Annotated in this window: 13 protein-coding genes; 5 read left to right on the forward strand and 8 right to left on the reverse strand. The window is 66.8% G+C overall.

What is annotated here, in order from left to right:
* The coding region (gene rlmB / locus HUK82_RS10745) for a 23S rRNA (guanosine(2251)-2'-O)-methyltransferase RlmB (protein WP_256127002.1) at positions 1-738 on the forward strand (738 nt) is incomplete at its 5' end.
* Between the two features lie 21 nt (positions 739-759).
* On the opposite strand, the gene HUK82_RS10750 is transcribed toward rlmB, so the two are convergent.
* Positions 760-1,653, reverse strand: coding sequence for a LysR family transcriptional regulator (locus HUK82_RS10750; protein WP_176613953.1), 894 nt, complete (start codon positions 1,651-1,653; stop codon positions 760-762).
* A 77-nt stretch (positions 1,654-1,730) separates the two neighbouring features.
* Here HUK82_RS10750 and HUK82_RS10755 point away from each other — a divergent pair, with 77 nt between their 5' ends.
* Positions 1,731-2,957 carry an MFS transporter gene (locus HUK82_RS10755; protein ID WP_176613954.1) on the forward strand — a complete coding sequence of 409 codons (1,227 nt, stop codon included), beginning with the start codon at positions 1,731-1,733 and terminating at the stop codon, positions 2,955-2,957.
* An 80-nt stretch (positions 2,958-3,037) separates the two neighbouring features.
* Positions 3,038-3,262, forward strand: a complete 225-nt coding sequence (locus tag HUK82_RS10760; protein WP_176613955.1) for a hypothetical protein — start codon at positions 3,038-3,040, stop codon at positions 3,260-3,262.
* 10 nt (positions 3,263-3,272) lie between these two features.
* On the opposite strand, the gene HUK82_RS10765 is transcribed toward HUK82_RS10760, so the two are convergent.
* The 7 genes from HUK82_RS10765 to HUK82_RS10795 all read right to left on the reverse strand — a co-directional run bounded on the left by HUK82_RS10765 (position 3,273) and on the right by HUK82_RS10795 (position 10,683).
* A complete protein-coding gene (locus HUK82_RS10765) occupies positions 3,273-3,686 on the reverse strand; it encodes a VOC family protein (RefSeq protein ID WP_176613956.1) in 414 nt (137 codons plus the stop codon).
* 83 nt (positions 3,687-3,769) lie between these two features.
* The gene (trmB, locus tag HUK82_RS10770) at positions 3,770-4,480 is read right to left on the reverse strand and encodes a tRNA (guanine(46)-N(7))-methyltransferase TrmB (RefSeq protein ID WP_176613957.1); all 711 of its coding nucleotides are present in this window, start codon (positions 4,478-4,480) and stop codon (positions 3,770-3,772) included.
* Positions 4,481-4,603: 123 nt separating this feature from the next.
* Positions 4,604-5,791, reverse strand: a complete 1,188-nt coding sequence (gene metK / locus HUK82_RS10775; protein WP_176613958.1) for a methionine adenosyltransferase — start codon at positions 5,789-5,791, stop codon at positions 4,604-4,606.
* A 153-nt stretch (positions 5,792-5,944) separates the two neighbouring features.
* The gene (gene dapB, locus HUK82_RS10780; RefSeq protein ID WP_176613959.1) at positions 5,945-6,730 is read right to left on the reverse strand and encodes a 4-hydroxy-tetrahydrodipicolinate reductase; all 786 of its coding nucleotides are present in this window, start codon (positions 6,728-6,730) and stop codon (positions 5,945-5,947) included.
* A gap of 13 nt (positions 6,731-6,743) precedes the next feature.
* Complete coding sequence (gene dnaJ / locus HUK82_RS10785) at positions 6,744-7,874, reverse strand: molecular chaperone DnaJ (RefSeq protein WP_176613960.1); 1,131 nt, start codon at positions 7,872-7,874, stop codon at positions 6,744-6,746.
* 156 nt (positions 7,875-8,030) lie between these two features.
* Positions 8,031-9,935, reverse strand: coding sequence for a molecular chaperone DnaK (gene dnaK, locus HUK82_RS10790; RefSeq protein ID WP_176613961.1), 1,905 nt, complete (start codon positions 9,933-9,935; stop codon positions 8,031-8,033).
* Positions 9,936-10,083: 148 nt separating this feature from the next.
* Complete coding sequence (locus HUK82_RS10795) at positions 10,084-10,683, reverse strand: nucleotide exchange factor GrpE (RefSeq protein WP_176613962.1); 600 nt, start codon at positions 10,681-10,683, stop codon at positions 10,084-10,086.
* A gap of 275 nt (positions 10,684-10,958) precedes the next feature.
* On the opposite strand from HUK82_RS10795, the gene HUK82_RS10800 reads away from it, so the two are divergent.
* Positions 10,959-11,669, forward strand: a complete 711-nt coding sequence (locus HUK82_RS10800) for a response regulator transcription factor (RefSeq protein ID WP_176613963.1) — start codon at positions 10,959-10,961, stop codon at positions 11,667-11,669.
* Between the two features lie 40 nt (positions 11,670-11,709).
* Positions 11,710-12,151: sensor N-terminal transmembrane domain-containing protein (locus tag HUK82_RS10805; protein WP_256127003.1), on the forward strand; the 442-nt coding region annotated here is incomplete at its 3' end.

Below are 12,151 nucleotides of genomic sequence, written 5' to 3' on the forward strand. Positions count from 1 at the left end.
GGCCGCCGCCCCGCGCGCGGTGGTGGCGGTCTGTGGCTCTATGGGCTGCATGCCGTGGCGGCCGCCCTGGCCAACCCCCGGCGCGTCTACCGACAGCTTGTTGTCACCGATGAGGGCGAGCGCGCCCTGCAGGCCGAATTCGGTCAGGCCCTGCCTGTTCGCGCCGAGCGCGCCGATCGCCAGAAACTCGACATGCTCTGCGGCCGCGACGCCGTCCACCAGGGTGTCGCCCTCCAGACCGAACTGCTCGACGCGATGACGGTCGAGGAAGGGCTCGATCATCGTCCCGGCCCCGTGCTGGTGCTCGATCAGGTGACCGATCCGCGCAATGTCGGGGCCATCCTGCGCTCGGCCGCGGCGTTCGGCGTCTCGTTCGTTCTGGTGCAGGACCGGCACGCACCCGAAGAGACCGGCACGCTGGCCAAGGCCGCGTCCGGCGCCCTGGAGATCGTGCCCATGGTACGGGTGGTCAATATCGCGCGCGCATTGTCCACGTTGCAGACCGCCGGCCTGTGGGTCGTGGGGCTGGACGCGGGCGGCGGCATTCTCGACGGTGCCGGCTTTGGCGAACGGCGCGTGGCGCTGGTGCTCGGCGCCGAAGGCGAAGGCCTGCGTCGCCTGACGCGTGAAACCTGCGACGAGATCGCGGGGGTGCGCATGTCGGACCAGATGGAAAGCCTCAACGTCTCCAACGCCGCCGCCGTCGCCCTGTATGAACTGTCGCGCGGGCGACTCTGACACAGGCGGGGCGCCGGGTCGTCACTGACCGTCGAGCAGCCCGAACAGGTTGTCCACCAGAACCGATCGTCCCCGCAGGGCCGCGTTGAGCGGTGCCGCCAGCCCCAGCGTCGCCATGGGGGCCGGTGCCGCGAGACGGCGATACACCACGCCGTCGACACGAATGCTGGAGATCGACACCGGCACGATCGACACACCCAGTTCGGCGGCCACAAGATTGACGACCGAGGAAATCTGCGGCGCCTCCTGCGCCACGCGGGGCTCGAACCCCGCGGCGCGACAGGCGGTCAGGATGTTGTCAAACAGGCTAAGACCCGTATCGCGGGGAAACATCACGAACGATTCCTCGGCCAGCGCGGACAGATGCAGGGTGCGCTGCGCCGCCAGAGGGTGCGAAATCGGCAGGATCACGCGCATCGGTTCGTCCCGCAGCCGCAACAGGCGCAGCCCCTCGGGGTCGGACAAGCCGGGACGATAGAACGCGGCGTCCAGTTCGCCTTCATACATCCGTTCCAGAAGATAGACCGAATTACGCTCCATCAACCGCAGCGTCACGTTCGGCCAGGCCTGGCGAAACCGCCGGACCGTATGGCTGACCGCCGTGTTGAACGCCGCCGACGACGTCAGCCCCAGCGACAGGTGCCCCGTGTGCCCCTGCTGGGCCAGCCGGGCACGCTCGCGCGCACGCTCGGCCCCTTCCAGCACCAGCCGGGCTTCGGGCAGAAACGCCGTTCCCGCTTCGGTCAGCACGACGCCCTGAGGGCGACGCACGAACAGGGCCACGCCCAGATCGCGTTCCAGATCGCGGATCTGCTGGCTCAGCGGCGGCTGGCCGATCCCCACCCGTACCGCCGCACGGGTAAAATTCAGCTCTTCCGCCACCGCCACGAAGTAACGCAAGTGCCTCAGATCCATAAGGTATCTCTTTTTCCTATGGCAAACGTCATTACAGTATATTGGACATATGACGCTCACCGGTAAATGATCGCGTCATGTCCACCACCCTGTCGCCGAACGACCTTCACCCCACCGCCAGCACCCTCATGACGCGGGGGGAGGTGCGGTACCGACGCACCAACATCGCCCTGTTCCTCGCGGGGTTCGCGACATTCTCGCTTCTTTACTGTGTGCAGCCCCTCCTGCCGGTGTTTTCACAGGCCTTTCATGTGGCCCCTGCGTCCAGCGCCCTGTCCCTGTCGCTGGCAACCGGCGCATTGGCCATTTCGATCCTGTGTGCCGCGGCGCTGTCGGAACGTGCCGGACGGCGGGAGTTGATGTTCGCCTCCATGTGCGCGTCGGCTGTCCTGAACATGGCTGCGGCGCTGGCCCCGAACTGGAGCACCATGCTGGCCCTGCGTACGCTCGAAGGCTTCGTGCTGGGCGGCGTGCCGGCGGTGGCGATGACGTATCTCTCCGAAGAGGTCAATCCGAAACAGCTCGGCCATGCCATGGGGCTTTACGTATCGGGCACCGCGCTGGGCGGTATGCTCGGTCGGGTCGGCACGGGCATCCTGACGGAATACATGTCGTGGCGCCCGGCGCTGGCGGTCATGGGCGCCTGCGGGCTGGCCGCGTCGATCGCCTTCGTCACGTTGCTGCCACCCTCGCGCAATTTCACCCGTCGGGTGGGCCTTGGCGCGCGTCATCATTTCGCGGCATGGGGTACGCACCTGCGCAATCCGGCGCTCCCCTTCATCTACATGATCGGCTTTACGGTCATGGGCGCGTTCGTCACGGTCTTCAACTACGCCGGCTACCGACTGATCGAGCCGCCCTATAATCTCAATCAGACGGCTCTGGGCCTCATCTTTTCCGTCTATGTGTTCGGCGTGATGTCGTCGTCGATTGCCGGCGGCCTTGCGGACCGGATCGGACGGCGCGCGGTACTGCCGGTGGGCATCGGCAGCCTGATCGTGGGTGTCGGCCTGACGCTGTTCGCACCGCTCTGGCTGGTGTTTCTCGGAATCACGTTTGTCACCATGGGGTTTTTCACGGCCCACGCCGTCGCCAGCGGTTGGGTCGGACAGTTCGCCCGGGTGGATCGTGGCCACGCCACGTCGCTGTATCTGCTGAGCTATTACATGGGGTCGAGCCTCTGCGGCTCAGTGGGTGGCTGGTGCTGGAGCGCCGGCGGCTGGCCCGGTGTCGCCGCCTTCGTGCTTGGGCTGCTCGCCATCGGTCTTGTGTGCGCGGCACGGCTGGCGCGGCTGGGGCGCTGAGAAAACATCCGTCATGTTCGCCGTCGCCGGGACTATGTGGCACATTGTCGCGTCAGGCTACCGGATCGACGAGAGGCGCTATGGGACACAACTACGCCAAACCGATGACGCCCGAACAAAAGCAGGCCCGCGTTCTTGCCCGCGTCCCGCCGGACTGGACCCTGCGCATCGAGCGACCGTCCGGGGGGCAGTGGCGCGCCCTGATGCAACCGCCGGGCGCCGAGGGGGCATGGTGTGACGAACAGCCGACGCTGGCCGATGCCCTCGACGCGGCCTGGCGCCTGAACCGCGTCGCCCCGACCTAGCCTCGGCGCCTCAGGGGTCGAGCACCCGCACGCCCTTGGCGGGGTTGGCGCGATAATGGCGCAGACGCGTGTCCAGACTGCCCACATGGATTTCCAGCCTGTGTCCATCGGGATCGAGGAAATAGGTCGATGCGCCCTCGCTCTTATTGTGTTTCCAGATCGTGCAGGCCTGCGCGATACGCGCATGCAGCATCCCGTAGTCGGCCTCCGACACGCTGAAGGCGATGTGGGTATAGTCCGGATGTGCCACAACGCGGGCCTCGTCGTCCCGCGACAAACACAGCCAGAGCGCGCCCGCTTCCAGATACGCGCCATCCGCCCACAGGGCGCGCACCGCGCACCCCAGCAGATCGCGATAGAACGTAACCGAACGTTCGACGTCGGCCACCGCCAGCGTGATGTGGTTCAGTCCCGTGATTCCCATGCCAGCCCCGCCCCGCTGCTGTCCGCGCGATCCTTGCCCGTTTTACACGGTCGGGCAAACGCGCGCTGGCGATCCGGACGGAATCAGCCCCGGCGGGTGAACACCCAGTAGAACGGCTGCCGTCCCTCGCGGAACGCCTTGGCTTCGTAGCGCGTCGCCGGCCAGCCCTCGGGTCGGACGGTGGCTGGCGGGGCAACATCGAACACGTCCTGCGCCGCCATCATCTCCGTGACCCAGGCCTGATAGACGGGATGGTCGCTCGCCACCCGCCACTCCGCGCCGGGACGAAGGACGCGCGCCATCTGCGCGATGTTGCCGGGATGGACGAAGCGCCGCTTCGCATGACGGGCCTTGGGCCACGGATCGGGAAACATCAGAAACGCCCGGCCCAGACTGTTGTCGGGCAGCGCGCGCAACAGGACGCGCGCGTCCTCGTCCCAGATGCGGAGCCTGTCGGGCACGGGCGCGGTGGCTTCCCCACCCTCGGGCACCACGCGCGACAGAAGCGACGACAGCCCGTTCTCGAACACTTCGCAGGCGATGTACCCGACATCGGGGTGGGACTCGTGCTGGGCCAGCGAATGCTCGCCACCGCCGAATCCGACCTCCAGCCACACATCTTCGGGGGGCGTCTCGCCGAAGGCGGAACGCGGGTCCGCCGCACGATCGAGCGGGAAGCGCATGCGAGGCAGCGTCTCGTCCATCAGCCGCAGCTGACGGGCGCGCAACGGATGGCCGCGTTGACGACCATACAGCCGTTCGGCCTGAGGTTTGGGATCAGGAGCCGTGGTCATCGTTTCATCATCGCGGAACCGGGTCGTAGGCGGCGGCCTGCGCCCCGGACAGGCAGACCCCCGAAAACCGGAGGGACCGCCGCCCCCCCGGTTGGGTGCGGGGGCCAGCGGCCCCCACGGGTCTCAGCGGTTAAAGGCCCCGCGCAGCGCGTCGACCAGGTCGGTGCGCTCCCACGGGAAATCGTCCAGCGCGTCGTTCGGCGTGCGGCCGAAATGACCATAAGCCGAGGTCTGGGTGTAGATCGGACGGTTGAGGCGCAGGTGGTTGCGGATGCCGCGCGGCGTCAGGTTCATCACCTCGCGCAGGACCGAACCCAGCTTGGCCTCGTCGATATCCTTGCCGGTCCCGTCGAGATCGACATAGACCGACAGGGGATGCGACACGCCGATGGCGTAGGCGATCTGCAACGTGCAGCGATCGGCCAGACCCGCCGCCACGACGTTCTTGGCAAGATAACGGCAGGCATAAGCCGCCGAACGGTCGACCTTGGTCGGGTCCTTGCCGGAGAACGCGCCGCCGCCATGCGGTGCCGCGCCGCCATACGTGTCGACGATGATCTTGCGGCCGGTCAGACCGGCGTCGCCATCGGGACCGCCGATCACGAAGATGCCAGTCGGGTTCACGTACAGCTCGTCCGACGGGCACATCCAGCCTTCGGGCAGCGTCTCGCGCACGATCGTATCGAGTTCTTCGCGGATACGCGGCTGGCTCATGCCCGCCTCGTGCTGCGTGGAGATCACGACCGAGGTCGCGCCGACCGGCTTGCCATTGACGTAACGCAGCGTCACCTGGCTCTTGGCATCGGGCAGCAGGCCCGCCGCGCGGGCATCGCCGGCCTTGCGGTAGTCGCGGATACGGCGAAGGATCTCATGCGCGTAGAACAGCGGCGCGGGCATCAGCGTCTCGGTCTCGCGCGTGGCGAAGCCGAACATGATGCCCTGGTCGCCCGCGCCTTCGTCCTTGGTCCCGGCGCTGTCAACGCCAACCGCGATATCCACCGACTGTGCGTGCAGATAGGACTGGATGTCGGCGCGCTTCCAGGAAAAACCTTCCTGGTCATAACCGATATCCTTGATGGCCTCGCGCGTCTTCTCGATCAGCAGCTCGGACGTGATCGACGCCGGACCACGCACTTCACCCGCGAGCACGACGCGGTTTGTGGTGGTCAGCGTCTCGCAGGCCACGCGGGCCTCGGGGTCGGCCGCCAGATAGGTGTCGAGGACCGTGTCGCTGATCCGGTCGGCGACCTTGTCGGGATGGCCTTCGGAGACCGACTCCGACGTGAAGAGAAAATCGCCGTAATTGCGCATGGTGATCCTGTCCACCTTTCAGCAGAAAAGAAGGGATAGGCGCCCGCGCGCCTGAACGGGACCGTTTGGCGCAAGCAGCCCCCCCGGTCAAGCCATTTCCCGGCGGAAATCGTTTTTTCACGATCCTGACATGTGATTTTAGGGGAGGACCCGTTACACCAGGCCGAGCACCTGCTCCATCGAATACAGGCCCGGTGTCCGCCCGCGCAGCCAGTCGGCCGCGCGCACGGCACCCGTCGCATAGACGCGCCGGTCGAAAGCACGATGTGTCAGGACAATCTGCTCGCTGGCGCTGGTGAACAGCGCGCTGTGCTCGCCCACGATCTGGCCGCCGCGCAGGGCGGCGAAGCCGATCTGCTGCTCGCCACGGGGGCCGGTGTGGCCGGATCGGCCATCCACACGCACGTCGGCCAGCCGCACACCACGCCCGTCGGCCACAGCCTCGCCGATCGCCAGGGCTGTGCCGGAGGGAGCATCCACCTTCTGGCGGTGATGCATTTCCACGATTTCTGCATCATAGGCCGGAGCGGGCAACGCCGCCCCCAGCAGGCGCGCCAGACGCGTCACCAGCACCACACCGGGCGAAAAATTGGCCGCCTGCACGACGGCGATACGACCGGATGCGGCATGGACGTCCGCGACCGCCTCGGGGTCGAGGCCGGTCGTCCCCAGAACCCAGGCGACACCCGCCTGCGCCAGAATGAGGGCATGGTCGTGCACGACGGACGCATGGGTGAAGTCGATCACTACGTCGCACAGCGGCGCGAGCTCCGACAGGCCGGGCAACACGGGCGCCTCGCCCAGCAGGTCCCGAAGACCCGCATCAGGTGCGCGGGCCGTGCCACCGGCCAGCACATGGCCGGCCGCGCGCACTTCCTCGACCAGAAGACGGCCGACACGGCCGCCCACACCCGCGATTCCGATGCGAAGAGCGCTCATCCGTCGGTCTCCCTTACGAGCGTCCCTCGAAGAACTCGCGCACCTTGGCGAAGAAGCCGGCATTCTCCGGGCTGGCCTTGGCGTGCGTCTCGACCTCGGTCTCGAACTCGTCGAGCAGCTCGCGCTGACGCTTGCTCAGGTGTCGCGGCGTCTCGACCGTCACCTGAACATACATGTCACCACGCACCATCGACCGCAGGACCGAGAAACCCTTGCCGCGCAGGCGGAAATGCTCGCCCGTCTGCGTGCCGGCGGGGATCTTCACCCGCACACGCGCGCCGTCGATCGCCGGAACCTCGATCTCGGTCCCGATGGCGGCCTGCGTCATGCGCAGCGGCACGCGGCAATACACGTTGGCACCGTCACGCTGGAAAATCTCGTGCGCCGCGACACTGACATGCACATACAGATCGCCCGGAGGCGCTCCGGCGCCGCCGGCTTCACCCTCGCCCGTCATGCGGATACGGGTGCCGTCCTCGACCCCGGCCGGGATCTGGACCTCCAGCGTGCGTTCGCGTGCCTGGGTGCCCGCGCCGTTACAGGCCTTACACGGATCGCGCACGCTGCGACCGGTGCCGTGGCAGGTCGGGCAGGCGCGTTCGACGAGAAAGAACCCCTGCTGGGCGCGCACCTTGCCCGCACCGTGACAGGTGGGGCAGGTCTCGACGCCCGCCGCCTTGTCGCTGGAGCCCGTACCGTCGCAGGAGTCGCACGCCACGCGGGTGCGGACCTTGATCTCCCGGTTGACGCCGGCAAACGCTTCCTCAAGCGTGATCTCGACCTGAACCTGGACATCGGCGCCGGCGCGGCGTCCGCCACGGCGACCGCCACCCATCATGTCCCCGAACATCTGCTCGAAGATGTCGCCGAGGCCGCCGCCGCCGAAATCGAAGCCGCCCGGACCACCACCGCCGCCCTCAAACGCCGCATGGCCGTAGCGGTCGTAGGCCGAACGCTTCTGCTCGTCGCGCAGGACGTCGTAGGCTTCATTGACCTCTTTGAACTTGGCCTCCGCGGCCGCGTCGCCCGGATTGCGGTCCGGGTGATATTTCATGGCCTGCTTGCGATACGCTTTTTTCAGTTCGTCCGGCGACGCTTCGCGCGTGACTTCGAGAACGGCGTAGAAATCAAGCTTGGTGGCCATGGGTGCCCTCGTGGAAAAAGCCGCCCCGCGACGGGGCGCGGCTGGTCCATACAGAAAAAGGAAAGCCCGCCTTCAAAGAAGCGCGGGCTTCCCGGAAATCCGGGAGGACAGGCGCGCGTGGCGCCCGTCCGTCGTTGTGTGATACCGCGCGAAGGATCAGGACTTCTTCTCGTCCACATCCTCGAAATCGGCATCGACGACCTTTTCGCCGTTCGGCCCGGCGCTCTCGCCGCCCGGCGCCGGCTGCCCCTCGGCCTGGCCGGCCTTGTAGACCGCCTCGCCGATCTTCATCGCCGCCTGCGACAGACGCTCGCTGGCAGACTTCAGGGCCTCGGCATCAGTGCCTTCCAGCGCCGACTTCACCGCCGCAATGGCGCTTTCGGCCTCGACCTTGTCACCGGCGGGAACCTTGTCACCAGCTTCGGCCAGCGACTTCTCGACCTGATGCACCATGCTCTCGGCACCGTTGCGCGCCTCGACCATTTCACGCTTGGCCTTGTCGGCCGTGGCATTCGCCTCAGCTTCCTTGACCATGCGGTCGATGTCGGCATCAGACAGACCACCCGACGCCTGGATCTTGATCTGCTGTTCTTTGTTCGTGGCCTTGTCCTTGGCCGAAACGGAGACAATACCGTTCGCGTCGATGTCGAACGTGACCTCGATCTGCGGCACGCCGCGCGGGGCCGGTGCGATGCCGGTCAGGTCGAAGTTGCCCAGCAGCTTGTTGTCCGCCGCCATCTCGCGCTCGCCCTGGAACACCTTGATGGTCACGGCGCCCTGGTTGTCCTCGGCCGTCGAGAAGGTCTGGCTCTTCTTCGTCGGGATCGTCGTGTTGCGGTCGATCAGACGCGTGAACACGCCGCCCAGCGTCTCGATACCCAGCGACAGCGGGGTCACGTCGAGCAGCAGGACGTCCTTCACGTCACCCTTGAGCACCGCGCCCTGAACCGCAGCGCCGATGGCGACCACTTCGTCCGGGTTCACGTTACGCGCTGGCTCCTTGCCGAAGAACTGCTTCACCGTCTCGATAACCTTGGGCATGCGGGTCATACCGCCGACCAGGATCACTTCGTCGATTTCCGCCGCCGAGACCGATGCGTCCTTCAGGGCCGCCTTACACGGCGCAAGGGTGCGCTGGATCAGGTCTTCAACCAGGCTCTCGAGCTTCGCGCGCGTCAGCTTGAGCACCAGGTGCTTCGGGCCAGAGGCGTCGGCCGTGATGAACGGCAGGTTTATCTCCGTCTCCTTGGAGGAAGACAGCTCGATCTTCGCCTTTTCCGCCGCTTCCTTCAGACGCTGCAGCGCCAGCTTGTCGCTGCGCAGGTTGATCCCCTGCTCGCGCTTGAACTCATCGGCCAGATAGTCGATCACGCGGGCGTCGAAATCCTCGCCGCCGAGGAACGTGTCGCCGTTGGTCGACTTCACCTCGATCACGCCGTCGGAGATCTCCAGAACCGAGACGTCGAACGTGCCGCCACCAAGGTCATAGACCGCAACGGTGCCGCTGTTCTTGCGCTCAAGGCCATATGCCAGCGCGGCAGCGGTCGGCTCGTTGATGATGCGCAGAACCTCGAGACCGGCGATGCGGCCCGCGTCTTTGGTCGCCTGGCGCTGGGCGTCGTTGAAGTAGGCCGGCACGGTGATGACGGCCTGCGTCACGGTCTCGCCGAGATACGTCTCGGCGGTTTCCTTCATCTTGCCCAGCACGAAGGCCGCGATCTGCGAGGGGGCATACTTCTCGCCGCGCGCCTCGACCCATGCGTCGCCGTTCTCGCCCCGTACGATGCTGTAGGGAACCAGATCCTTGTCCTTGGTCACGGTCGGGTCGTCGAAACGACGGCCGATCAGACGCTTGACGGCATACAGCGTGTTGGCCGGGTTCGTGACGGCCTGGCGCTTGGCGGCCTGGCCGACCAGACGCTCGCCGCCTTCGGTGAAGGCGACCATCGACGGGGTCGTGCGCGCGCCTTCGCTGTTCTCGATCACCCGGGTCTCGTCGCCCTCACGGATGGCGACGCAGGAATTGGTGGTGCCGAGATCGATACCGATAACCTTGCTCATGAAGCAATTCTCCTTTTCAGCGGCCCGCACCGACCCGAAGCATCGATGCACGCCCTTTCATATGATCGGGCCAGCCTGTGCGACCGCACACGACAGGCCCATGATCCGGGACAGATTTAGGCAGCCTGCCCCGGCGTTTCAAGTGCCTTCAGGCCCCGCCCTCGCCGGATGGTCCCTTGGAGACGACCACCATGGCCGGCTTGAGCAGCCGTCCGTGCAGCGTCCATGCCGGGGTCCAGGCCTGGGTGACGGTGCCCTGCGGGTGGTCGTCGCTGTGCGCTTCGGCCATCGCCTGGTGCAGGTTGGCGTCAAACGCGTGGCCGACCGGATGCGTGCCGGTGATGCCGTTGCGCTCGAGGATACCCTTGAAGGAACGCTCGGTGCTCTCGAAGCCCTCGCGCATCTTGGTGATGATCGGGTCTTCACCTTCGGTCGCAGCCGGCAGGCTGGCCAGACCGCGCTGAAGGTTTTCCGCCGCCTCGACGACATCGCGGGCAAATTTCTGCACGGCATACTGGCGTGCGTCATCCACCTCGCGCTTGGCGCGGGCGCGCAGGTTCTGCATCTCGGCCTCGGCGCGCATCCACTTGTCGCGCATGTCGGCCGCCTCGGCGCGTAACGTCTCGATTTCGGACGTCGCCGCGTTCATCACGTCGTCGCTGGTGTGCTCGGCCGCTTCCGCCGGATTTCCCTCGGGAGAAACCGCGTCGTGGATCGGGTCGATCTGGGGTTCGCTGTGCTCGCTCATGGCCCTTCGACATTGACTAGAGGATGGTCGCGCGAGAATTGGTCCTCGCGCCCTCGCCGTCGATGACATAGCGCAAACCGGTGCGGGTGCAATGCTGCGTGCCTCATTTTCAGCCACCCCGGACACCGTCGCGGCGCCCGTGCCGCCGCCCATGGCCCCGGGCGCCGAGTTGGGTTATAGAAGTACGCATATCTGCCATCCGCCTCCGACGCGTTCGGGCGGCGCCTGCGCACCTCACCCGGCCCGCATGCTTCCACCGGAGACGACACGCCAGCATGGAGACGACCAAACACACGATCGCGCTCGTCGACGACGACCGCAACATCCTGACCTCCGTCCAGATGACGCTCGAAGCCGAGGGCTTCACGGTCCGCACCTATACCGACGGCGAAAGCGCCCTGCAGGGCATCATGGCGCGGCCGGTGGATCTCGCCGTGCTCGACGTCAAGATGCCGCGCATGGACGGCATGGAGCTTCTGCAACGCCTGCGCACGCGCTCGCAGCTGCCCGTCATCTTCCTGTCGTCGAAGGACGAGGAGGTCGACCAGCTGATGGGACTGCGCCTCGGCGCGGACGACTACATCACCAAGCCGTTCTCGCAGCGCCTTCTGCTGGAGCGCATCCGCGCCCTCCTGCGGCGGAACGAGGCCAGCCGCGCCGAGGCCTCGGGTGCCACGACCGGCAGCATCGTCGTGCGCGGCGAGCTGTCGCTCGACGAGACCCGGCACCAGTGCCTGTGGCGCGGACGCGACATCGCCCTGACGGTGACCGAGTTCCTGCTGCTCAAGGCGCTGGCCCTGCGCCCGGGCATGGTCAAGTCGCGCGACCAGCTGATCGACGCGGCCTATGGCGAGAACATCTATGTCGACGACCGCACGATCGACAGCCACATCAAGCGGGTGCGCAAGAAATTCCGTCAGGTGGACGAAGACTTCAACCAGATCGAGACGCTCTACGGCATCGGCTATCGCTACAAGGAAGAATAGGCGCGGTATGCTGCCCGCCTTTCCGGGCCGACGCGCCCGCATGAGCCGCGCCTCCGGGCAGCCCGCGGAACGGGCGGGCGGCGTGCTGTACGCCCCGCACCGCACGCGCCTGATCTCGCCGCTGATGCTGCGGATCATGCTGCTCAATATCCTGCCGCTGGCACTTCTGGCGGTCACGCTGCTGTTCCTCGACCAGTTCCAGAACTCGCTGCTGGAAGCCGAAGTCACGGCCCTGCGGGAACAGGCCAAGATCTATGCCGGCGCGCTGGGGCAAAGCGCCGTCGTCCCCGTCCGTCTGCCACGCGCGGCGCGGGCGGACGGGCTGGATGGCTGGCAGCTCAACGCCGAACTGGGGCGCCCGCTGGTGCTGCGCCTGACCGAACCCAGCCCCACCGCCCGCGCGCGGGTCTACGCGCCGGACGGGCAACTCATCGCGCAGAGCGAGACCGGGCGTCGGCTCCTGCCCTCTCCGCGTGGGGACG

The organism is Ameyamaea chiangmaiensis, from assembly GCF_013376175.1.
In the GTDB taxonomy this organism is placed as follows: domain Bacteria; phylum Pseudomonadota; class Alphaproteobacteria; order Acetobacterales; family Acetobacteraceae; genus Ameyamaea; species Ameyamaea chiangmaiensis.

Coding starts and splice junctions, on each gene's coding strand:
- HUK82_RS10750 (WP_176613953.1), bottom strand. CDS start 1,653: ATGGATCTGAGGCACTTGCGTTACTTCGTGGCGGTGGCGGAAGAGCTG.
- HUK82_RS10755 (WP_176613954.1), top strand. CDS start 1,731: ATGTCCACCACCCTGTCGCCGAACGACCTTCACCCCACCGCCAGCACC.
- HUK82_RS10760 (WP_176613955.1), top strand. CDS start 3,038: ATGGGACACAACTACGCCAAACCGATGACGCCCGAACAAAAGCAGGCC.
- HUK82_RS10765 (WP_176613956.1), bottom strand. CDS start 3,686: ATGGGAATCACGGGACTGAACCACATCACGCTGGCGGTGGCCGACGTC.
- trmB (WP_176613957.1), bottom strand. CDS start 4,480: ATGACCACGGCTCCTGATCCCAAACCTCAGGCCGAACGGCTGTATGGT.
- metK (WP_176613958.1), bottom strand. CDS start 5,791: ATGCGCAATTACGGCGATTTTCTCTTCACGTCGGAGTCGGTCTCCGAA.
- dapB (WP_176613959.1), bottom strand. CDS start 6,730: ATGAGCGCTCTTCGCATCGGAATCGCGGGTGTGGGCGGCCGTGTCGGC.
- dnaJ (WP_176613960.1), bottom strand. CDS start 7,874: ATGGCCACCAAGCTTGATTTCTACGCCGTTCTCGAAGTCACGCGCGAA.
- dnaK (WP_176613961.1), bottom strand. CDS start 9,935: ATGAGCAAGGTTATCGGTATCGATCTCGGCACCACCAATTCCTGCGTC.
- HUK82_RS10795 (WP_176613962.1), bottom strand. CDS start 10,683: ATGAGCGAGCACAGCGAACCCCAGATCGACCCGATCCACGACGCGGTT.
- HUK82_RS10800 (WP_176613963.1), top strand. CDS start 10,959: ATGGAGACGACCAAACACACGATCGCGCTCGTCGACGACGACCGCAAC.